21 protein-coding genes are annotated in these 21,860 nt (G+C 46.5%); 10 read left to right on the top strand and 11 right to left on the bottom strand.

Annotation, left to right across the window (positions count from 1 at the left end; all coding sequences use genetic code 11):
* Window positions 1-10: 10 nt before the first annotated feature.
* The 4 genes from IEY13_RS26735 to IEY13_RS26750 all read left to right on the top strand — a co-directional run bounded on the left by IEY13_RS26735 (window position 11) and on the right by IEY13_RS26750 (window position 1,910).
* Window positions 11-775: an exodeoxyribonuclease III gene (locus IEY13_RS26735; RefSeq protein WP_188958246.1), complete on the top strand. Its 765-nt coding sequence runs from the start codon at window positions 11-13 to the stop codon at window positions 773-775.
* Window positions 776-784: 9 nt separating this feature from the next.
* A complete protein-coding gene (locus tag IEY13_RS26740) occupies window positions 785-1,090 on the top strand; it encodes a DUF4286 family protein (protein ID WP_188958248.1) in 306 nt (101 codons plus the stop codon).
* 263 nt (window positions 1,091-1,353) lie between these two features.
* Window positions 1,354-1,659: an HU family DNA-binding protein gene (locus IEY13_RS26745; RefSeq protein ID WP_262891995.1), complete on the top strand. Its 306-nt coding sequence runs from the start codon at window positions 1,354-1,356 to the stop codon at window positions 1,657-1,659.
* Window positions 1,660-1,784: 125 nt separating this feature from the next.
* Window positions 1,785-1,910, top strand: coding sequence for a 30S ribosomal protein THX (locus IEY13_RS26750; RefSeq protein ID WP_188958250.1), 126 nt, complete (start codon window positions 1,785-1,787; stop codon window positions 1,908-1,910).
* A 90-nt stretch (window positions 1,911-2,000) separates the two neighbouring features.
* On the opposite strand, the gene pdxH is transcribed toward IEY13_RS26750, so the two are convergent.
* The 3 genes from pdxH to IEY13_RS26765 all read right to left on the bottom strand — a co-directional run bounded on the left by pdxH (window position 2,001) and on the right by IEY13_RS26765 (window position 4,701).
* Window positions 2,001-2,654 (bottom strand): pyridoxamine 5'-phosphate oxidase, encoded by a 654-nt coding sequence (gene pdxH, locus IEY13_RS26755; RefSeq protein WP_229688035.1) that lies wholly within the window; start codon window positions 2,652-2,654, stop codon window positions 2,001-2,003.
* A gap of 349 nt (window positions 2,655-3,003) precedes the next feature.
* Window positions 3,004-3,723 carry a UMP kinase gene (gene pyrH / locus IEY13_RS26760; protein WP_188958252.1) on the bottom strand — a complete coding sequence of 240 codons (720 nt, stop codon included), beginning with the start codon at window positions 3,721-3,723 and terminating at the stop codon, window positions 3,004-3,006.
* 69 nt (window positions 3,724-3,792) lie between these two features.
* Window positions 3,793-4,701: a bestrophin family protein gene (locus IEY13_RS26765; protein ID WP_188958254.1), complete on the bottom strand. Its 909-nt coding sequence runs from the start codon at window positions 4,699-4,701 to the stop codon at window positions 3,793-3,795.
* Window positions 4,702-4,783: 82 nt separating this feature from the next.
* On the opposite strand from IEY13_RS26765, the gene recQ reads away from it, so the two are divergent.
* Window positions 4,784-6,667 carry a DNA helicase RecQ gene (gene recQ / locus IEY13_RS26770; RefSeq protein WP_188958256.1) on the top strand — a complete coding sequence of 628 codons (1,884 nt, stop codon included), beginning with the start codon at window positions 4,784-4,786 and terminating at the stop codon, window positions 6,665-6,667.
* 68 nt (window positions 6,668-6,735) lie between these two features.
* Here the strand turns inward: recQ and tsf are convergent, their stop codons facing one another.
* The 4 genes from tsf to rplM all read right to left on the bottom strand — a co-directional run bounded on the left by tsf (window position 6,736) and on the right by rplM (window position 9,523).
* On the bottom strand, window positions 6,736-7,572 hold the full coding sequence (gene tsf / locus IEY13_RS26775; RefSeq protein ID WP_188958262.1) for a translation elongation factor Ts: 837 nt from the start codon (window positions 7,570-7,572) through the stop codon (window positions 6,736-6,738).
* Between the two features lie 153 nt (window positions 7,573-7,725).
* Entirely contained in the window at window positions 7,726-8,613 is an 888-nt protein-coding gene (gene rpsB, locus IEY13_RS26780) for a 30S ribosomal protein S2 (RefSeq protein ID WP_188958264.1), read from the bottom strand.
* Between the two features lie 39 nt (window positions 8,614-8,652).
* Window positions 8,653-9,042: a 30S ribosomal protein S9 gene (gene rpsI / locus IEY13_RS26785; RefSeq protein ID WP_188958266.1), complete on the bottom strand. Its 390-nt coding sequence runs from the start codon at window positions 9,040-9,042 to the stop codon at window positions 8,653-8,655.
* Window positions 9,043-9,079: 37 nt separating this feature from the next.
* Window positions 9,080-9,523: a 50S ribosomal protein L13 gene (gene rplM / locus IEY13_RS26790; protein ID WP_188958268.1), complete on the bottom strand. Its 444-nt coding sequence runs from the start codon at window positions 9,521-9,523 to the stop codon at window positions 9,080-9,082.
* Window positions 9,524-9,837: 314 nt separating this feature from the next.
* On the opposite strand from rplM, the gene IEY13_RS26795 reads away from it, so the two are divergent.
* The 3 genes from IEY13_RS26795 to IEY13_RS26805 all read left to right on the top strand — a co-directional run bounded on the left by IEY13_RS26795 (window position 9,838) and on the right by IEY13_RS26805 (window position 15,370).
* Window positions 9,838-11,019 carry a C1 family peptidase gene (locus tag IEY13_RS26795; protein ID WP_188958269.1) on the top strand — a complete coding sequence of 394 codons (1,182 nt, stop codon included), beginning with the start codon at window positions 9,838-9,840 and terminating at the stop codon, window positions 11,017-11,019.
* 89 nt (window positions 11,020-11,108) lie between these two features.
* On the top strand, window positions 11,109-13,046 hold the full coding sequence (locus IEY13_RS26800; RefSeq protein ID WP_188958271.1) for a transglutaminase-like domain-containing protein: 1,938 nt from the start codon (window positions 11,109-11,111) through the stop codon (window positions 13,044-13,046).
* A gap of 26 nt (window positions 13,047-13,072) precedes the next feature.
* The gene (locus tag IEY13_RS26805) at window positions 13,073-15,370 is read left to right on the top strand and encodes a DUF3858 domain-containing protein (RefSeq protein WP_188958273.1); all 2,298 of its coding nucleotides are present in this window, start codon (window positions 13,073-13,075) and stop codon (window positions 15,368-15,370) included.
* Window positions 15,371-15,599: 229 nt separating this feature from the next.
* Here IEY13_RS26805 and IEY13_RS26810 read toward each other — a convergent pair whose 3' ends face one another.
* Window positions 15,600-16,298 (bottom strand): YjjG family noncanonical pyrimidine nucleotidase, encoded by a 699-nt coding sequence (locus tag IEY13_RS26810; protein WP_188958275.1) that lies wholly within the window; start codon window positions 16,296-16,298, stop codon window positions 15,600-15,602.
* Window positions 16,299-16,388: 90 nt separating this feature from the next.
* On the opposite strand from IEY13_RS26810, the gene IEY13_RS26815 reads away from it, so the two are divergent.
* The gene (locus tag IEY13_RS26815; protein WP_188958277.1) at window positions 16,389-17,096 is read left to right on the top strand and encodes an SDR family NAD(P)-dependent oxidoreductase; all 708 of its coding nucleotides are present in this window, start codon (window positions 16,389-16,391) and stop codon (window positions 17,094-17,096) included.
* Between the two features lie 11 nt (window positions 17,097-17,107).
* Here IEY13_RS26815 and IEY13_RS26820 read toward each other — a convergent pair whose 3' ends face one another.
* The 3 genes from IEY13_RS26820 to prfA form a co-directional block, all read right to left on the bottom strand.
* Entirely contained in the window at window positions 17,108-18,262 is a 1,155-nt protein-coding gene (locus tag IEY13_RS26820) for a glycoside hydrolase family 26 protein (protein ID WP_188958279.1), read from the bottom strand.
* A gap of 177 nt (window positions 18,263-18,439) precedes the next feature.
* A complete protein-coding gene (pheS, locus tag IEY13_RS26825; RefSeq protein ID WP_188958281.1) occupies window positions 18,440-19,468 on the bottom strand; it encodes a phenylalanine--tRNA ligase subunit alpha in 1,029 nt (342 codons plus the stop codon).
* A 36-nt stretch (window positions 19,469-19,504) separates the two neighbouring features.
* Window positions 19,505-20,572, bottom strand: a complete 1,068-nt coding sequence (prfA, locus tag IEY13_RS26830) for a peptide chain release factor 1 (RefSeq protein WP_188958283.1) — start codon at window positions 20,570-20,572, stop codon at window positions 19,505-19,507.
* A 109-nt stretch (window positions 20,573-20,681) separates the two neighbouring features.
* On the opposite strand from prfA, the gene IEY13_RS26835 reads away from it, so the two are divergent.
* The gene (locus IEY13_RS26835) at window positions 20,682-21,857 is read left to right on the top strand and encodes an amidohydrolase family protein (protein WP_188958287.1); all 1,176 of its coding nucleotides are present in this window, start codon (window positions 20,682-20,684) and stop codon (window positions 21,855-21,857) included.
* Window positions 21,858-21,860 lie beyond the last annotated feature (3 nt).

The following is a 21,860-nucleotide window of genomic DNA, read 5'->3' on the forward strand; positions in this document are numbered from 1 at the left end:
TGAATACACAATGCGTATTATCTCCTATAATGTTAACGGAATCAGAAGCGCTATTACCAAAGGGTTTATAGACTGGCTGAAGACCGATCCGGCTGATATCATCTGTCTGCAGGAAACCAAGGCGCATAAAGACAATGTAAACTATGCAGCCATTGAAGAGCTGGGTTACAGCACTTACTGGTTCAGTGCCGATAAAAAGGGGTACAGTGGTGTGGCAGTGTTTACCCGTATACACCCCGATGAAGTGTTTTTTGGCAATGGCATTATGCAGAGCGATGCAGAGGGCCGGGTGATACGGCTGGACTTTGGCGATATCACACTGGTGAATGCCTACTTCCCTTCCGGCACCAGTGGCGATTTACGCCAGACTTATAAATACCAGTGGCTGGATGAGTTTTATGATTACCTGGATGTACTGAAACGGACGCGCCCGAATCTGGTGGTGTGTGGCGATTACAACATAGCGCACAAAGAGATTGACATTCATGATCCGAAAGGCAATAAGAAGTCATCAGGCTTTTTACCCGAAGAACGCGCGTGGATGGACAAGTTTCTTGCTAACGGGTTTGTAGATACCCTGCGCGAGTTTCATACGGAACCGGCTTTATACAGCTGGTGGAGCCAACGTTTCCCTTCTGTACGCCTGCAAAATAAGGGCTGGCGCATTGATTACCTCTGTGTTACCACGCCGCTGAAAGACAGACTGAAAGGTGCGGAGATTTACCCCGATGTAAAACACAGCGACCATTGCCCCGTTTACCTAGAACTGAATTAAACTGAACTGATGCTGATTTACAATATTACCACCAAGGTAGACTGGCTGATACACGACCAGTGGCTGAAATGGATGAAGACCGTGCATGTACCCGAAGTAATGGCTACAGGCTGCTTTCAGCAACAGCAGATGGTGCGGCTGCTGGAAACCGACGAAACCGAAGGTGCTACCTACGCCATGCAGTATTATGCCGCTACGGAGGCCGATTACCACCGGTATACGGAACTTTTTGCCCCGGCGTTACGCCAGCAGATACTGGGCAAATGGGGCGCTCGGGTTATTTCTTTCCGTTCGCTGATGGAGGTTGTGAACTGATTGTGGAAATCTTATTCAAGTGGTTTCGTCATTGGCCAAACTATTGTATATTACTTCCAAAGCCGCTACAGCACCGCATTACAGGCCACAAAACGCTCAAACGCTTTATAGCTAAGGGTTTGAGTAAAAAAGCAGGTATATACAGTGATTTTACAGTAGTGGACTTATCGGCTATAACGCTTATCAGGAGCGGCATTCAGGACTGTTGCGAAACTGTGAATGTTGCTCAAAAAAATTTTGCTGGTAGGTAAAAGCCGATAAATTTGTTTCAGTATAAATCACTACTTAAAACATACACTATGAACAAAGCTGAATTGGTTGCAAAATTAGCCGAAGATGCAGGCATCACTAAAACCCAGGCAAACGCTACATTAGATTCTTTTGTAGAAGCTGTTACCAAAACCCTGAAAGGTGGCGGCAAAGTAACCCTGGTAGGTTTCGGAACTTTCTCAGTTTCCAAGCGTGCTGCACGTACCGGCCGCAACCCTCAAACCGGCGAAGTAATCAAGATAAAGGCGAAAAAAGTAGCCCGCTTCAAAGCTGGTAAAGAGCTTTCCGCCAAAGTATAACGGTGTAGGTGCCAGGAAAAATTATCAGAAGCAGAAGAATAGCTTATTCTTCTGCTTTTTTATTGACTGAAATATACGAATTTCGCGCTTCGTCGCTTATTTTGTAACCATTAAACTGATTTACCATGGGTAGAGGTGATAAAAAGAGCAAGAAGGGTAAAATCTTCAAAGGCTCTTACGGTAAAAGCCGTAGTTCAAGACCTGAAAGCTCCAGCGTTAAAAGAGCTGCTGCTGCTAAATTACAAGCTTAATTGCAGCTTTCTGATGTGATGATGTCTGATTTGTAATACCGGTTTCCGCTATATATCAGACATCAACCATCAAAAAGGCCCCGTCTGTTATCAGGGAGCCAATCTTTCTATCTTCCACTTTCCATTCTCCGCTTTTGTATACTTTATTCTGTCGTGCAGGCGGCTGCTTCTGCCCTGCCAGAACTCTATTTCCAAAGGTTCCACAATATAGCCACCCCAGTTATCCGGACGGGGAATAACCACTGACTCCTCAAACTTTGCCGTGTTTTCTGCCACCTTCTGTTCCAGCACCTCGCGGGAGGAGATTACCTGACTTTGCGGGGAGGACATAGCGCCGATGCGGCTACCTACGGGGCGGGATTGGAAATATTCATCGCTATCCTGTGCGGCGGCTTTTTTTACGGTACCGTTAATGCGTACCTGCCGTTGCAGTTCACGCCAGAAGAATACCAGCTCTGCACGTGGGTTTTCTGCCAGGGTGCGGCCTTTGGCGCTATCGTAGTTGGTAAAAAACCAAAAGCCCTTTTCATCAAAACTCTTCAGCAGCACAATGCGTGCAGAGGGAATGCCCTCTTTAGTAGCGGTGGCCAGCGTCATCGCATTTACCTCTTCCAGCTCGCTCGCAATGGCTTCCTGCCACCATACCTTAAACTGGTCAATGGCATCCGCCGCCACTTCTGCTTCCTCCAGCGTTTTAAGGCTGTAATCCGTTCTTATATCAGCTATTGCTTTCTGTATAGACATGCGCACAAGATTTAAAGCCTCAAACCTAATATAAAAAGCGGAATGGCAATATGACCTGCATCAGGTAGGGGGCTTTTGCAGTCAGTATACACCCCTCGTCCGGTTTACCATTTGTTAACAGCTATGTTGCGGTGGCCTATGCCTTTCTGATGGGTGGCAGGATGGTGGCAGGATACCAGAAGCATCCTACGGGTTGGTATGGAGTATTCACGGAGGAAACATGGAGTAGACATGGACTTATCCACAGTTTAGCCGGGCGGGAAAACAGAAGCCCGGAACAAACGCTCCGGGCTTCCACAGATATATCGTAAGTGCCGCCGCTATACGCAGCAGCCTGTATGTGAGTAGCTTAGCTTACCAGTGTACCAATGTTCTGGCCTTCTACCACCTTCAATAAAGTACCCGGCGTGTTCATGTCGAATACAATGATAGGCAGTTTGTTTTCCATACACAGGGTGAAAGCCGTCATATCCATTACTTTCAGGTTTTTGCTGATGCACTCCTGAAAAGAAATTTTCTCGTAACGGGTAGCAGTGGGGTCTTTCTCCGGATCGGCGGTGTAAATACCGTCCACACGGGTACCTTTTAAAATAACATCGGCCTGAATTTCTATTGCACGCAGTGAACCGGCAGTATCGGTAGTGAAGTACGGGTTACCGGTACCTGCACCAAATATCACCACACGGTTTTTCTCCAGATGGCGGATAGCGCGGCGGCGGATATAGGGTTCTGCAATCTGCTCCATTTTAATAGCGCTCTGTAAGCGCGTATAAACGCCTATTTTCTCCAGCATTGCCTGCATGGCCATACCGTTAATCATAGTAGCCAGCATGCCCATATAATCGCCGTGTGCACGCTCAATGCCACTGTCATGCTCGTTCATGCCTCTGTAAATGTTACCACCGCCAATTACTATGGCTACCTGTACACCCAGGTCGGTTACCCTTTTGATATCGTTCGCATACTGCTCAATGATCTGGGGGTTAAAAGGATCGAAACCGTTCTTGGACTCGCCCATCAGGGCCTCACCCGACAATTTCAGGAGGATACGTTTGTACTTCGGTAGCATGAATGAGGAATTTGTGGGTGCAAATAACCTGAATTTTTCCCCAAATGCCAAATCATCGTTCTTAACCGGCTACATCACGTATTCGTTGTTAATCGGCTTCACCGGAGCAGGAATATCCTTTTCGCCCAGCATTTCCAGCAGATTAATCTCAATAGTACGGCTTATCTGGTTCAGCGGCATGCTGGTAGTAAGCGTGCTGAAGGGGTCCATCAACGTTTGTCCGTTAAAGTGGGTGATATGAAATACGGAGCCTACGATGGAGCCCATCACTATAGACCATAACCCTATTTCACGGGAGCACACCATGGTAATCATAATGGTGAACAGCCAGATAAAAGCTTTGGTAAAGAAGATATAGATAGTGGGGAATACGGTGTTTTTGATCCGCTCCGCCATGCCCATAGAATCCGTAAAGGCTACCAGCATTTTATTCAGCTCCAGATAACGGAACCCATCAATATAGCCCATGCGCGACAGGGTTTCCAGGTCGCGGCTCTGCAGCAACAGCACAGCGTTGTGCATGTTAGAGTGGCTTTCTATCAGGCCCAGTTCTTCATCGCTCAGGTATTTGCGGTAGGTAACATCATTCTGCGGGCGCAGGGCTGTTTTAAGGGCATATATAAACGCAATGTGGCGCTTTACCATTTGCTGCTTCATCAGCTCTGTCTGTGTATCATCTTCGGCAGGTATAACGTAACAGAGTACGTTTCTGGCCCATGTGCGGGAGTCGTTTACCAATGCCCCCCATATTTTACGCGCCTCCCACCAGCGGTCGTATGCCTGGTTGTTATTAAAGCCTACAAAAAAGGCAATGGCCGGGCCCAGCACAGTGGGTATAATCGGCGGCAGAATAAAGAAACGTTCTATTATGTACGTATCCACATAGTATACCATTACACAGGAAAAGAAAATAAGCAGATCCATTTTCCAGGTGTATTGCAGCACGCGTATAAAGCGGTAGGTTGGTGAAATAGTCATAGTTGCTTTGAATTAACAGGCTGTACCGTGCAAATAATCGTGCCGGGATTAAGTATCTTCACGTTTAATGAGAGAGGGTGGTATGGAAAACATCGCACATACAACGGAACGGTTACTGCAACTGTTGAAAGAGCATTTCGGGTACACTTCTTTCCGGCACAACCAGCAGGCTATTATAGAAAATACCATGGCGGGCAAAGACTCTATGGTACTGATGCCTACCGGCGGCGGTAAATCTATCTGTTATCAGATACCGGCACTGGCGCTGGACGGTCTGACTGTGGTAGTTTCTCCCCTGATTGCGCTGATGAAAGACCAGGTAGATGCCCTGCGCCAGAACGGTATTGAAGCCGCCTTTTTAAACTCCACCCTTTCCAACTACGAGCAGCAGGATATACTGGAACGTTTACCGCAGCAAAACAAGATTGCCCTTAAAAGCAACCTGAAACTGCTGTATATATCCCCCGAACGTTTACTGGGCGAGCGCAACTTTCTCAGCTACCTGAAAGAGAAGGTAAAAGTGGCACTGTTTGCTATTGATGAGGCACACTGCATCAGCTCCTGGGGGCACGATTTCCGGCCGGAATACCTGTTGCTGGGCAACCTGAAACAGCATTTTCCTACCATACCGGTAATAGCACTTACAGCAACAGCTGATGTGCCTACCCGTAACGATATTATTCAGAAGCTGCACTTTACCAACTATGCTACTTTTGAAAACTCGTTTAACCGGCCCAACATCAGCTACTTTATAAAGCCGCGTAAGAACTATTTTGACGACCTGGTAAACTACCTGAACACGCATGAGTCTGACGCAGGTATCATCTACTGCCTCTCCCGAAACGGTACAGAAACGCTGGCAGAAAAGCTGCAGCAGCACGGCATTAACGCCCTGGCCTACCACGCCGGTTTTGAACCACAGGAGCGGGAAAAACGGCAGGAGCAGTTTCTGAAAGATGAGGTGCGCATTATGGTAGCTACCATTGCCTTTGGCATGGGCATTAACAAGAGCAATGTGCGTTTTGTAATACATACTGATCTGCCCAAGAACATGGAGGGTTACTACCAGGAAACCGGCCGTGCCGGGCGCGACGGATTACCCGGTGAAGCCATCTTGTACTACAGCGGCGGCGATGTACTGAAGATGACCAAAATAGTACAGGTAGAAGGCAATGAAGAGCAGTCGAAACTGATGGTGAAAAAGCTGAAGCAGATGGCGGATTACTGCGAGCTGCGCACCTGCCGCCGTAAATACCTGCTCAACTACTTTAACGAGAAAGCCGGCAACTACTGCGGCAGCTGTGATGTATGCCTTACCGACCAGGTAAAACAGGATATGACCATAGCCGCACAAAAAGCACTGAGCGCCGTAAGCCGCTTACAGGAAAGGTTTGGCATCAACTACGTTATAGATTTCCTGCGGGGCAGCAGCACCACCCGCCCCATGCACCAGAGCATTAAAACCTATGGTGCGGGAAAGGAATACAGCAAAGACCAGTGGCGCAGCTTTTTAAAAGAGATGATACAGCTGGGCTACCTGAAACAGGCCGATGGAGAATACCCGGTACTGCAGTTGACGGATGACAGCTGGCCCATACTAAAGGGAGAGGTGCAGGTAATGCTTACCACCGTTACCCACGAAAAAGCGCCGCTACCCGAAGTACTGGAGGCTAAGAAGATAGCACAGCCTGTAGAGAAAGACCTGTTTGAAGCATTGAAAACGTTACGCAAGCAGATAGCGGTAAGCGAAAACGTACCGCCTTACATCATCTTCTCCGATGCTACCCTTACCGAGCTGGCCAGTTATCTGCCCATTACCAGAAGCGACATAGCAAAAATCAATGGCTTTGGTGAAGTAAAGCTGGAAAAGTATGGAGAACCGTTTCTGGAAATGGTACAGGATTACTGTATACAACACCAGCTATATACACGCATACAACATAAACAGGCCAAACGCAAGCGATAAATATTGCACCAATAAAAAGCCCGATAGCATAACTACCGGGCTCCTTAATATATTGAGGTTGTGAAGGATTATCCTAAAGCTACACGTTTGAAGCCCAGTACTTTCACATCACCATTGCTCTTCAGGTATTCAGCTACAGTTTTACCGCCATCTTTAACAAAAGGCTGAGCCAGTAAGGTTTGCTCTTTGAAGAAAGCGTTCAGTTTGCCATCAGCAATCTTAGCGATCATTTCAGCAGGTTTGCCCGCCATTTTAGGATCAGCAGAGATTTGCTCAGTAACAATAGCTCTTTCGCGCTCTACTGCTTCAGCAGGTACGCTTTCAGGATCAACTGCTACAGGATTCATAGCTGCAATCTGCATGGCTACGTCTTTACCAGCTTCAGCAGCATCTTTATCTAAAGCAACCAGTACACCCATACGGTTAGCACCGTGGATATAAGAGGCTACGAAAGGAGCTTCAATTCTTTCAAAACGGCTAACACCAATTTTCTCACCAATAGCAGTCAGCTTATCGTTGATCAGATCAGCCACTTTAGCACCATTGATAGATACCTCGTTCAGTTCTTCCGCGCTTTTTACGTTGTTAGCGATAGCAGCGTCAGCAATGCTGGTAGCAAAAGCTACGAAGTCAGCATTTTTAGATACGAAGTCAGTTTCGCAGCTGATGCACAGTACAATACCGGTTTTGTTGTCAGCGGTTGTTTTAGCCAGCACAACACCTTCTTTTGCCTCACGGTCGCTACGTTTAGCAGCAACTTTCTGGCCTTGCTTACGCAGCCAGTCAATAGCAGCTTCAAAGTCGCCATTGGTTTCAGTTAATGCTTTACGGCAATCCATCATACCAGCACCGGTAGCCTGGCGCAGTTTGTTAATATCAGCGGCTGTAATTGTTACAGATGACATACTTGTTATATTTTGAATGTTAAGTGCTGAATAATTCAGCATCCAACATAGTGTGTTTTTATTGTAAAAGAGGAATGTTGAATGTTAAATGAACATGATTTTTACATCTAACATTTAAGATTCAACATTCATCCGATTATCTATAAGCGAAGCTTAGCGGGCGCCACCTGGAGCACCACCGGGACCACCTGGTCTGCGGCTTGCACCACCTGGAACACGGCGTTTAGCAGGAGCACCACCGCGTACTTTACCACCACGTGCAGCTTCAGCTTCTGCTTCAGCCTGGATACGTGCAGCTTTCTTTTCGTTTTCGTTGTCTACTTCTTCCACATCATCATCTTTAGCAGCCTGACGCTCAGCTAAACCTTCTGCAATAGCAGCAGTGATGTAATTGGTGATGATAGCGATAGATTTAGTAGCATCGTCGTTTGCAGGAATTGCAAAGTCAACTTTGTTAGGATCGCAGTTGGTATCAACCATGCCGAAGGTGGTGATGCCTAAGCGTTTTGCTTCAGCCAGAGCAATGTGCTCGTGTCCGATATCTACCAGGAATAAAGCTGCTGGCAGACGGCCCAGCTGAGCAATACCGCCCAGTACTTTTTCCATTTTATCTTTATCGCGGGTTAAAGTCAGACGCTCTTTCTTGGTTAAGCTTTCAGCGCTGCCATCAGCCAGCATTTTTTCAATGCTCTGCATTTTCTTCACGCTCTTACGAACGGTGTTGAAGTTGGTAAGCATACCACCTAACCAACGCTCAGTAGCAAAAGGCATGTTTACTTTCTTAGCGCACTCGCTAACGATTTCTTTAGCCTGTTTTTTAGTAGCTACGAACATGATCTTTTTACCGCTTTTCGCAATCTGCTTCAGAGCAGCTGCAGTTTCCTGCAGGTGATCTACGGTTTTGTTCAGATCAATGATATGGATACCTTTCTTCTCAGCGAAGATGTAAGGCAACATTTTAGGATTCCACTTCTTACGCAGGTGGCCAAAATGCACACCGGCTTCGAGTAACTGCTGTTGCAATGAAGTGTTATTTTCCATTTTACTAATTTGTAAAGTTTGATTTGAAAATTGTGAATATTAACGCTTGCTGAACTGGTAGCTACGACGGGCTTTCTTATGACCGAATTTCTTACGTTCAACACCACGTGGGTCGCGTTTCAGGTGACCTGCAGCTTTTAAAGCAGGGCGCAGTTCAGCGTTTACTTCCAGCAGCGCACGGGCAATACCCAGTTTAGCAGCTTCAGCCTGGCCTTTTAAGCCACCGCCTGTTGCGTTTATTTTCACATCAAATTTATCCAGAGACTCGATAGTCTTTAAAGGCGCTTCTACCTGGTTTTGCAGGTATACCAGCGGAAAATATTCTTTGTAGTCTTTATCGTTAACAGTGATCTTGCCTTCACCCTTGCTAATGAAGATACGGGTAACGGCTTCTTTACGACGACCAACTGCATTCTTTTGCTTTTCCATTTATAACAATTTGGAATTTGAAATTTGATTGGTAAAATTAGAACTTCAGTTCTTTAGGTTGCTGAGCAGTGTGCGGATGCTGGTCGCCAGCGTACACAAATAATTTTTTAACCATTTTACGGCCCAGACGGTTTTTAGGCAGCATACCTTTAACAGCACGCTCAATAATTACCTCAGGACGACGCTTAATCAGGTCTTTTGCAGCTTCCTCTTTTTTACCACCTGGATAGCCGGAATAGTTGATGTAGGTTTTGTCTTCGAATTTGTTACCGGAGAAAACCACCTTATCGGCGTTAATGAAAATTACATAATCACCGGTGTCAACGTGTGGTGTGTAAGAAGCCTTGTTCTTGCCACGCAGAACAGAAGCGATTCTTGAACACACACGTCCTACGGTTTGATTAGTACCATCTACAACGTACCAGTTGCGTTGCACGGTAGCCGCATTCGCATGCTTGGTTGTGAAATGAAGTTTGCTCATTTTAATGTTACATTTAGAAATTTCACCTGCCGCTAACCCGGCATGGCGCCCCAAAAAATTCGGGAGTGCAAAGGTAACAGCTATAAATGGTTTTTCAGGTGTTTTCACAGCCCTTTTCACCACACACCTCTGTAACACACTGGTTTTCAATAAAAATTTTGCACGCCTTTCTATAATTACCTGTGAAACATACGCTATTTCTGGCCGTTTTAACATTTTCCAGGCCATAACGCAGCCTGGAAGCGTGTTTTACAAAGCTGCATTCCCCTACCTTAGCGCTCCAAAAATTCTTTCCAAAACAGAGTACATTAGTTATGAACAAAAAGTATGCGGTGCTGTTAGCCATGCTGCCTTTTGGCAGTCTTCTGGCCCAGGATAATCTGGTGAATTCGCTGAATGCCAACAAAAGCGATGCTTCTAAAGAGAAATTTACGTTTACCCCCCTCATTAACATCGAAACCACTTCTATTAAAAACCAGGGCAGCAGCGGAACCTGCTGGAGCTATTCCGGTAACTCTTTTCTGGAAACAGAAATGATACGCAAAGGCAAAACACCGGTAGATATTGCCGAGATTTATACTGCCCGTTGCGTATACATTGAAAAAGCAAAGAACTATGTACGCATGCATGGCGCCGTTAGCTGGGGCGACGGTGGCGAACTGCATGATGTGGTAAATATGTACGCCAAATACGGCGCTTTACCACAAAGCGTATACAACGGCTTAAACTACGGTACTACCGTAAACAAGTTCAGCGAAATGCAGGACGTACTGAAGGCTATGCTGGACGGTGTTATTAAAAACAGCAACGGACAGTTAACCCCTAACTGGCTGAAGGCATTTACCGCTGCACTGGACGCTTACCTGGGTACGGTACCTGAGAAGTTTGAGTACAACGGCAAAACCTATACGCCGCAAACTTTTGCTAAAGAAGTGGTAGGCCTGAATGCTGCTGACTATATTGAAATGACTTCTCTGAACGATCAGCCTTACTACCAGAAAGTATTCCTGCCTGTTCAGGACAACTGGAGCTTTGATTATGCTTACAACGTTCAGATGGACGACATGACCGCTATTATTGACAACGCCCTGAAAAACGGTTACAGTGTAGGTTGGGCTACCGATGTTAGCGAAAAGTATTTCAGCTGGAAAAATGGTGTTGCCTTTGTACCTGAGAAAGACTTTGCTAACATGACCGACGCAGAAAAAGCAGATATGTTCAACGGCCCTAAACCAGAAAGAGCTATTACCGCTGAAATGCGCCAGACCGCTTTTGACAACTACGCTACTACCGACGACCACGGTATGCAGATTGTAGGACTGGCAAAAGACCAAACCGGCCGTGAGTATTACATTGTAAAGAATTCATGGGGCGAAAGCAATGATTACAAAGGATATTTATATGTTACCAAAAACTATGTGAAGTTTAAAACCACTGGATTACTGGTTAACAAAGAAGGTATTTCCAAAGACCTGCGGAGCAAAATGAAAGTATAATCATTTTACTGTTTTATGATATTCCACTGAAAAAGGGGGCCTGTGGCCCCTTTTTTATTAAGTTTGTTACGCCCTAAATCAACAATTACATGAAAAGGACAACTGTAGGGTTGTTTTGCTGCTTATGGTTATCAACCGCCACTCTGGCGCAATATCAGGCCGCTGACGACGAAGGCGTGCTGGCCGCCTCTTTCCTGAAAAAGCTGGACAAAAAAGCCAAATACGGCGCGTACGACATTAGTAAGGAAATATCCTTTGGCACCGCCAAAGGTCTCAATGATCTTCCGGTAGTAACTGCCGAAGAAAAAGGCACTGTGGAGATGGTGGCACTGGAAAACAGGGCCGTGGTAGGCTATATGGTTCCCGATAACACGTTTGCCCGGTTAAAAGACTACGATTTTGAAATCTTTTACAAAAACACATTCAGAAGCCAGAAGTACCCACCGGAAAAGGTATCTCTTACCGATGAGAGTGTGTATCTGGATGACAACTATGGTCTGTTCTATGGCTTCCGCGCTGAGGAATCGGGTACCCGTTGCCGCTTTAAATACATTACAGAGTATAAAGATGGCAAGTACCTGAGCCGTGTGTTCTTTCATCAGAGTTTCCCGGTTAAATCTACCAGTATGAGTTTCAGAATACCAGACTGGCTGCAGCTGGAGATAGCCGAGAAAAACTTTGAAGGCTATAACTTCAAAAAAACCACGAAAAAGGAAAAGGGGTATACAATTTACAAGTACGAAGCTGATAACCTGTCTGGCGTTAAACACGAGCCGTATTCCCTGGCGATGCCCTATTTCCTTCCTCACCTGATTATTACCGTACGCGCATACACCATTAACAAAAAGCAATACAACGGCTTTAAAGGGCCAGATGATATGTATGCCTGGTACAATTACCTGTATAAAAAGGCAGATAACAAACCGGAAACCATTAAAACCGTAGTAGACCAGCTGACCAAAGGTAAAGGCAGCGATGAAGAAAAAATACGCTCCCTCTACTACTGGGTACAGGACAACATACGCTACATTGCTTTTGAAGAAGGCTATGCGGGCTTTATACCCCAGTCGGTACAGGAAGTATACAAGAACAAGTACGGCGATTGTAAGGGCATGGCAAACCTGCTCTCTGCCATGTTAAAAGAAGCAGGCTTTGATGCACACTTTGCCTGGATAGGCACCCGCGACTTACCGTATGACCGTACCGAAGTACAATCTATGTGTGTGGATAACCACGCCATTTGCGTACTGTATCACAAAGGCACTACCTACTTTCTGGATGGTACCGAAAAATACCAGCCACTGGGCCGCAATGCTTACCGCATACAGGGCAAGAAAGTATTGGTAGAACATGGCGATACTTACAAAATAGAAGCTGTACCGGAAGCAAAAGCCAGCGAGAACAGTCATAATACCCTTGCCACGCTTACGTTGCAGAACGATAAAATTACCGGCCACGTAAAAGTAAGTTTTGACGGCGCTACCAGCAGCCTGTTCCATTATATCTATAACAACACGCCTACCAACAGACGTAAAGACTTTATCAACAGTCTGCTCCAGTTCAACAACAAAAACGCAGAGGTAACCAATGTGCGCACTTCTGACTTTAAAAACAGAGACTCGGCTATTGTGATAGAAGGCGATGTGGACCTAGCAGAACAGGTAACTACTGTTGAAAACAGATACTATACTAATATTGACTTCTTCCCCGGCACTATTACACGGTTTATTCCCGATGACAAGCGTAAAACACCTATTGATATTAATGCAGTGTATACGTCTAACGACGAAATAACCCTGCAGCTGCCTGCCGGTGGCAAAGCTTTATCACTGCCTAAAAGCTTTACCAGTGAGTTTATGAAGAATACCATGCAGGCCAGTTATGAAACGCAGGGTAACAAAATAACACTTCATAAAACGATGGTAATTAATAACCCTGTTGTAAACAGAAGTGAATTTACCGACTGGAAAAACTTCCTGAACCGTATTAAAGCATTTAACAAAAGCAACCTGTCGGTACAACTGTAACCCTGTTACCCAATCAACCTTTACACATGATACCCATTGTATATAGTCTGCTTGCATTCAGCCTTATCACCACTTCTGTAACTGCGCAGCAGCGCATTACCGATAAGGCGCTGGATGCGCTGGAAAAAAACAACAAAGAAGCAAAGCTGCTGGAAGATACAGACGACGACTTTAAAGGCCTTGCCAACGCCACCAGCTGGCAGGAAGAGAGCGCCGTAATACTGGCCCAGAAAACCAGTTTCAGCTTTGATAAAAAAAGCCTGAGCGTAGGAGGCCGTATAGGCCGTAACCTGCTGGGGCTGCTGTATGCCCCCTTTACCTTAGGCACTTCCATTGTACTGGCCAACACCATTAACGAAACCAGTATTCTGGTACAGGAAACAGAAAGAAGGAAGATTCTGCTGCAGGATAAGTTTGCCGTAGAAAACTATTCCATCCTGTACTTCCGCCTGAGTGCAGAGGGTGATGCTTTTACCGCCCGTGTAATTAAAAAAGACGGCACCCAAACAACAGTAGACCTTACAGACGCGGTACGGGTAGAGAACCCTTCTTCAGTACCGGCGCTGTTTACCAGCTATACCGACTCCAGGCCCAGCTATAGCTACCGCCCTACCTTTTATAAAGTAGCGGTGCCTGATATGGAAGAGGGCGATATTATTGAGTACGAGTACGTAAACTTTAACACTCAGAAGTATTCTCAGAATCCGGATTATAAAGAGTTTCAGCCAGTATACTACCTGTGTAACAGAAGTCTGCCTGTGGTAAAACAGGTGCTGGAAGTTGTTACCGAAGACGACCGTTATTACGTAAGCTACAAAAGCCAGAAAGGCGCACCTGACTTTATACAAACTACTGCCAAAGGCAACAAGGTATACCGTTGGACGGATAATAACCGCGACGCCCTTACCCGCGGACGTTTTGTAAACCGTTTGCTGCAACTGCCTTCTGTAAAGTTTCAGGTAGTATATGCCCGTAACAATAGCAAAAACCTGGTGTGGTTTAAAGACAACGAAGACCCTAAGAGCAATATTACCCTGGAGCAATTATCTGAAAAAGCAAAAACCTTCTGGTTTAACCCTGGTAAGCTGCGTACTACCGGTGAGTATACAGATGGCCTGAAAGCCAACTTTGAAGAAACCGCTAAGGGCATTTACAAGGGCATGAAAAAGAAAGGCATTACCAATACCACTGATGATGAGTATGTGCGTAAAGCTTACTACAGCATACGCGCTCAAACGCTGTATAACAACTGGAGCGATTTTGCTTTTGCTAAAATCTACTCTGCACTGCTGGCTAAAAATGATATTGCGCACGAGATTATTGTAACTACTGCCAACAACGAAACCACCATTGAAGCGGCTTCCTTTGCACAGGAACTGAAATGGCTGATACGTTGTAAGAATAAATACTACGCCAATCCGGATGAGCACCGCAACCCGGAAGAGCTGCCCTCGGAGGTATGTGGTAACCCTTCTGTACGCTTTAACGCGCTGAAAGAAGAAGGCAAGCCTACTATAGAGCCTCTGCCACAGTCTGACACACTGGCCAATACCCTTATTGCCAACATTAAGGTAAGCCTGAATCATACGGAAACCAGCGACCTGCTGAACGTAGATAAAACAGTAGAAGCACAGGGCCTGGTTAAAGATGATTTAACCGATGAGATACTGGCCTATACGCCGTTTATGGAAACTGACTTCCGCAACTACGATGGCACCGGTATGTGGGAAGGTATGAACTCCCAGCAGGAAGCGAAAGCTATCAGCAACTTTAATGAGCAAAAGAAAGAGTGGCGCGAAGAGAAACCTAAAATGATGAAGGCGATGGCAGAGGACTATTACGACTTTGCCGTAACCGACTACGCCTCTTTTAAACTGATGCAGGATGGCCGCAGCTTTAAGAAGAACGTATTAAAGTACAACGAGATTTATACGCTGGACGATGCGGTTAACACCGTGGGTGATGATCTGCTGCTGTCTATTCCCAACCTGGCAGGCGGCTCGCAGGGCAAGCTGAAGAAAGAAGAACTTACCCGCACCCTGCCGGTATATCTGGAATATGCCCGCGCTTATAACTACAATATAACCTGCCCCATACCTGCCGGTTATACCGCCCGTGGTGTAGAAAGCCTTTCCAGAGAAGTAAGAAACGAAGCAGGCTCTTTTACTGTTAAAGGCCGTATTGACAATAACAACGTGATTATTGAAGTACGCAAAACCTTTAACAAGAGTGAGGTGAGCGCGCAGCAGTGGCCGCTGATTACAGAATTGCTGAAAGCTGCTTATGGTTTTTCTAAAGCTAAAATCTTATTCAGCAAGAGTTAGTATAGTATCTATATACACAAACGGTTGCCTGTTGTGGATATAACAACATTCCGTTCCAAAAAAATTAAAACGTGGGTGTATCAAAGTATGATACACCCACGTTTTTTATTCCTTACACGCAACCGCCAACATCAATACTGTTTAAGCCTGCGTTATTTCTTTACGTTATGCTTTATTACTGGCAGGCATATAGTCTCCCAGCCAATACCTGCCTGCACTATCCTCTAACTTAAAAGATAGCTTCCAGCTCTTTCAGGTGCAGCACCGTATAAGTTGGTTGCACATGCGGCGTTACATTCAGATGATTTACGAACACCGTATCCAGCCCTGCATTCATTCCCCCCTGTATATCTGCATCCAGGTTATCGCCAATCATAATGCTCTCTGATACCGAAGCGCCGGTTGCCTTCAACGCGTATTCAAATATCTCTTTATGCGGCTTCAGGCTGTTGCACCGCTGTGAGGTGAACATCTCTTCAAAGTAGCTGGTGAGGTTGCTGCTTTCCAGCTTACAACGTTGTACTTCATCAAAGCCATTGGTGATGAGGTGCATACGGTAACCTTTATCGCGCAGGTAATTCAATATTTCTACGGTGTAGGGAAACAAGTTGGTGCGGTACGGCAGGCGGTCCAGAAACTGAACCGACATGGTTTTGGATAAAGGTTCATCGCCTATCTTAAAATCCAGCAGGGTAAACCACATCCGCTTCCAGCGTAGTTCTTCCTGTTTAATAAATCCTTTGGTGTATCTGTCCCACAAACGATCATTATGAAAACTATAACGTTCAAAAAAAAGGGTCATATCATGCACTCCGCGTGCCTCCAGCTGGTTATGGGCATATAGTTCCCTCAGTGTGTCACGTGCATTCGCCTCAAAATCCCACAGGGTGTGATCCAGATCAAAGAAGATATGTTTGTATTCAGCCATACTCAAAGGTATTGCTTACCTGCCGGATAAAAGGATTGCCCGATATTTGTTGCTTTAAAATTCACATTCCGTTGATAAATACAGCAGGCTATGAATATTGTAATAACAGGAGCATCTAAAGGATTAGGAAGAGCGATTGCCGAGAAATTTGGTGAAGACAAACAAGGACACGGCATTTTTTTATGCGCCCGTAACAAAGAGCAACTGAGAGCTTTTGCGTTGGAGCTGCAAGGCCGTTTTCCACGTACCAATGTACAATACTATGCCTGCGATGTAAGTAAACCGGCCGAAGTACAGGAGTTTGCTAACTGGTTACTGCAACAGAACATTCGCATAGATGTTTTGGTAAACAATGCGGGGCAGTTTATACCCGGCAGTGTACACAGCGAACCGGCGGGCGCTTTACAGCAAATGATAGAAACCAATCTTTACAGTGCCTATAATCTAACCCGCGCTTTGCTGCCTGCGATGATGCAGGCAGCGCAGGGTCATATTTTTAACATGTGCTCTATTGCCTCTTTACAGGCGTATGCCAACGGTGGCGCCTACAGCATCAGCAAGTTTGCGTTGGCAGGGTTTTCTAAAAACCTGCGGGAAGAAATGAAGCCGCATAACATTAAAGTTACCGCCGTATATCCCGGTGCTGCATATACCGATTCCTGGAGTGGCTCAGGTGTAGATCCTAAGCGCATTATGGAAGCGGCTGATGTGGCAGCACTTATTTATGCAGCTTCCTTTTTATCGCCACAGGCTTGTGTGGAAGATATTATTCTGCGTCCGCAACTGGGCGACCTGTAGGCACCTCCGCTTTATAAAACAGGGGGTTGATACAGTTTTGCATCCGTAGCCTCCTGTTGAAAGAAGGTTTGTGGCAAAGCATAGAAATGTTTGAAGTCTTCTGCGGATACATCACCTACGTATGGCACGTAGTAATGCATGCGCGGGGGCTTCATGTATTCATTCCAGCCGGCATTGCGCCATAGCAGCACATACGATATTTTATGGTCGCCTATTGCTTTCAGCAGTTTGTCTGTCCACCAGCGGGCATAGGGTATCTGCTCGTAGCCGGTTTCGGCTATGGCAAACAGTTTTCCTTTTTCATTGGCAATCTTTTCTATTACTGCCAGATCACGCTCGCAGTTCTTTTCAAAAGCATCGCTCTTTGCAGGGTCGTCATACTGATAGGTATCAAAACTTAATGCGTCTGCCATATCATCGCCGGGGTAACGGGCCAGAAAATGGTCTGCGGTTTCAAAGCCACCGCTGGTGTTGTATACAATCAGCAGGTTGTGCAGGTTCTTTACCTGGCGCAGGTAATAGATGGTAAAGCGCCAGAGTGTAACAAATTCAATATCGCTACAGGTGTTGCGGCACCACCAGAACCAGTTACCGGTAAGTTCATGAAAAGGCCGGAATAATAACGGGATGGGTTCGCCTTTGCTGCCTTTAAGCGTGGATATATAGGCCGCTGCTTTATCCAGCCAACCTTTATACAGCTCATGATTTTCGCCGCCGGGTAATATGGTGGCTACGGTGTTGTGCGTGGTATCCCAGGCGTTTTTACCACCACCTAACGGGCTGGGCATGTGCCAGCTGAAGGTATTGATGCCACCGCGCTCATATACCTGCTTTATATATTTCCGCTGCTCTTTAAAAGGTACACCGTCCAGGTCTTTGGCCTGATCGCTTTCTATACCTGCCAGATCCCAGCCATATACTGCGGGATGATCGCCGGTTACATTTTTAACATCACAGCTGTCTTTGTTGTATTTCCAGTGAACACCGTAGGCCAGTGCATCCTGATGGCCGAAGAAATAGCCGGTAGCAGCCATGCGTTTCATATTCTGATACAGATGCACCATTTCCGGAGTGGCGTGAGTATCGGCAGGCAACAAGCCGTTCTGCGCAGAGGCAGTAACACTTATGCAGGCAGCCAGTAAAGCGGTAGATAACAGTTGTTTCATACGGCAATAAATAGTAGCACAAAGCTAGGGGCAAGGGTAGCCCGCCTGTGAATACTATTTTAACTAATGCTTATACTTTTCCGTGAAGCCGGTAAGGTAAAGCGCAGCGTACGCAGCAATCAGGAAGCCTCAGGAAAAACAAACCCGGTGTTTGAGGCACCGGGCTTGATAAGCTATTTAAACACTTCCTGTAAACTGGTCCAGGAACCTGACATCGTTTTGTGAATATAAACGCAGATCGTTTACACGATACTTCAGCTGGCATATCCTTTCCATACCCATACCAAAGGCAAAGCCGGTGTATTTGTTAGAGTCGATACCAAAGTTGTCCAGCATTTTAGGATGCACCATGCCACAACCCAGAATTTCTACCCAGCCGGTGTGTTTACACAGAGAGCAGCCTTTACCGCCACATACGGTACAGCTGATGTCCATTTCGGCACTGGGCTCTGTGAACGGGAAGTAAGACGGACGGAAACGGATTTTAACATCCTTACCAAACATTTCCTGTACAAAGAAGTACAGTGTCTGCTTCAGATCAGCAAAGCTTACATGCTCATCAATATACAAGCCTTCTACCTGGTGAAAGAAACAATGCGCCCGGGCGCTGATGGTTTCGTTACGGTATACACGGCCTGGGCAGATGATACGGATAGGCGGCTTTTGCTTTTCCATTACACGTGCCTGCACGCTGCTGGTATGTGTACGCAATACCCAATCCGGGTTCTGCAGAATGTAAAACGTATCCTGCATATCACGCGCGGTATGGTTTTCCGGCATGTTCAGTGCAGTAAAGTTGTGCCAGTCGTCTTCAATTTCCGGGCCTTCTGCTACGGCAAATCCCAGTCTTTTAAAGATGGATACAATCTGGTTGCGTACAATGCTGATGGGGTGACGGCCACCTGCATTTACCGGCGTACCGGGTAAGGTCCAGTCAAAATCAACACCCGCCTGCTCGCCGGAACCACCTGCCTGTTTCAGGCTTTCCCATTTTTCCTCAGCCAGTTGTTTCAGGTCGTTCATCACCTGTCCAAACTGTTTCTTCTGGTCGTTGGGAATATTTTTCATCTCACCCATCAGGCCTTTGATAACGCCTTTGGTACCGAGATATTTAATACGAAATTGTTCTGCAACATCCGCTTCAGTACCGGCAAAGGCACCAATTTCCTGCTTCAGTTCTTCAATCTGTTGTAACAGTTGTTCCATTGGATGAATATAATAAAATCTGATACAGCCCTGCTGTTAAGAATTTTGTTTGGTGATTTTTTCCGCGTTCTCCGCTACCTGCAATGCTTCAATAAACTCTTCAATTTCTCCGTTTACCACCGCATCCAGATTGTAAGAGGTTAAGCCGATACGGTGATCGGTTACGCGGCCCTGCGGCCAGTTATACGTGCGTATTTTGGCACTACGGTCACCGGTGCTTACCAGAGTTTTACGCTGGCGGGCAATTTCATCTTCCTGCTTACGCACCTGCTCTTCGTACAGCTTGGTACGCATCATGGTCATAGCCTTTTCGCGGTTACCTAACTGGGTACGTTCAGTCTGACAGATGATCACCGTTCCGGTAGGTATGTGGGTTAACATCACCTTGGTTTCCACCTTGTTTACGTTCTGTCCACCCGCACCACCGCTTCGGGAGGTTTCCATTTTAACATCGGCGGGGTTCAGTTCAAAATCCACTTCTTCTGCTTCGGGCATTACGGCCACGGTAGCAGCAGAGGTATGCACACGGCCCTGCGTTTCGGTATTAGGTACACGCTGTACACGGTGTACACCACTCTCAAACTTAAGGGTGCCATATACATCTTCCCCGGTTACTTCCACCATCACCTCTTTATAGCCGCCTACGGTGCCTTCGCTTTCGCTAACCACAGCAGTTTTCCAGCCTTTTTTAGAGCAATAGCGCAGGTACATATTCAGCAGATCTCCTGCAAACAGCGAAGCTTCGTCGCCACCGGTTCCTGCCCGTATTTCCAGTACAGCGTTCTTATCATCCTGCGGATCTTTGGGTATCAGCAGTTTGGTCAACAGCTTTTCCAATGCTACTTTTTTCTCCTCCAGCTCGGGCAGCTCCATCTTTGCCAGCTCGCGCAGCTCCTCATCAGTACCGTTCAGCGCGTCTTTGCTGAAGTTATAGTCGTCCATTACCCTACGATACTCCTCATAAGGCTGTACAATCTTTTCTAATTGTCTGTATTCTTTACTTTTCTGACCAAACTCCTTCTGATTATTGATAATCTCGGGGTTGGTGAGTGCAATACCGATTTGTTGAAAACGTGCCTTTATGGCATCTAACTGGTCTAACATCTTGTATGGTTTACCGCTTCAGGTGGTACAATTTTTATTGCATACGCCTGAAGTGGCGGCAAAATTAAGAGTTTTCGCCCGCATGCAGCGTGTCATGTAACTTTACCGTATGGCATATTTAAAATTTCAGGGAGAAGGGATATTCAACGGCCGGGAAATATTGCCTGCCCACCAGGTTCTGGTAACCAATGAGAAAGGTATTATTGAGGAAATTATACCAGCCACAGAGGCGGGTGCAGATGTGCAGCAGCACCAGGGGCTGCTTTGCCCTGGTTTTGTAAATACCCACTGCCACCTGGAACTGAGCCATATGAAAGGGCTGCTACCGGAAAAAACCGGCCTGGTAGATTTTGTAACCGGTGTAATGCAGCAACGGAATTTCACCCCGGAAAAGATACAATCTGCCATGGCAGAAGCCGAAGCCGATATGCAGGCCGGCGGCATTGTAGCGGTAGGCGACATTTGTAATACTGACCATACCATTACCCAAAAGGCACAAAGCCCGCTGCACTGGTACAACTTTATAGAAGTAAGCGGATTTATACCCCAATCGGCCCCGTTGCGGTTTGAGCAGGCGGTAAAAACCTATAACAGCTTTACAGAAAAGCTACCGGCTACCGGGCAGCACCAAACGGCTGTTACCCCGCACGCGCCCTATTCGGTATCCAATGCTTTGTTTGAACTGATTAATGGCTTTTCTGCGGGTAAGGTAATTTCTGTTCACAACCAGGAAACACCGGAAGAAGATGCTTTTTTCAGGAATGGCATTTCCCGTTTCCGGCAACTATACACTCAGCTGGGGGCAGACATTTCTTTTTTTGAGCACCCCGGCTGCTCATCCCTGCAACACTGGCTACCCCAGGTAACGCAGCCGGCGGCGGTATTGCTGGTGCACAATACCTGCACCACAGAAACCGATATCCGTTTTGCCCAGCAGGTGGCGGCAGGCAGGCAGCAAACGCTGTACTGGACCTTATGCCCCAATGCCAATTTATATATTGAGGGCCGGCTACCCCATGTAGAACAGTTACGCCAGAACCAGTGTGCCATTACTATAGGAACAGACAGCCTGGCCAGCAACTGGCAGCTGAGCATACTTTCCGAACTGCAAACCCTGCGCACCCACCTGCCCAATATACCGCTGAACGAGCTTTTGCAATGGGCCACCCTTAACGGCGCACAGGCTTTACGCATGCACGACAAACTGGGCAGCTTTGAAAAAGGCAAACAGCCAGGTATATTGGTGGTAGATAAGCGGCTGGACAGTGTAAAAAGGCTGTTATAGCCT

It is taken from the genome of Filimonas zeae (assembly GCF_014641615.1).
Taxonomy (GTDB): Bacteria; Bacteroidota; Bacteroidia; order Chitinophagales; family Chitinophagaceae; genus Filimonas; species Filimonas zeae.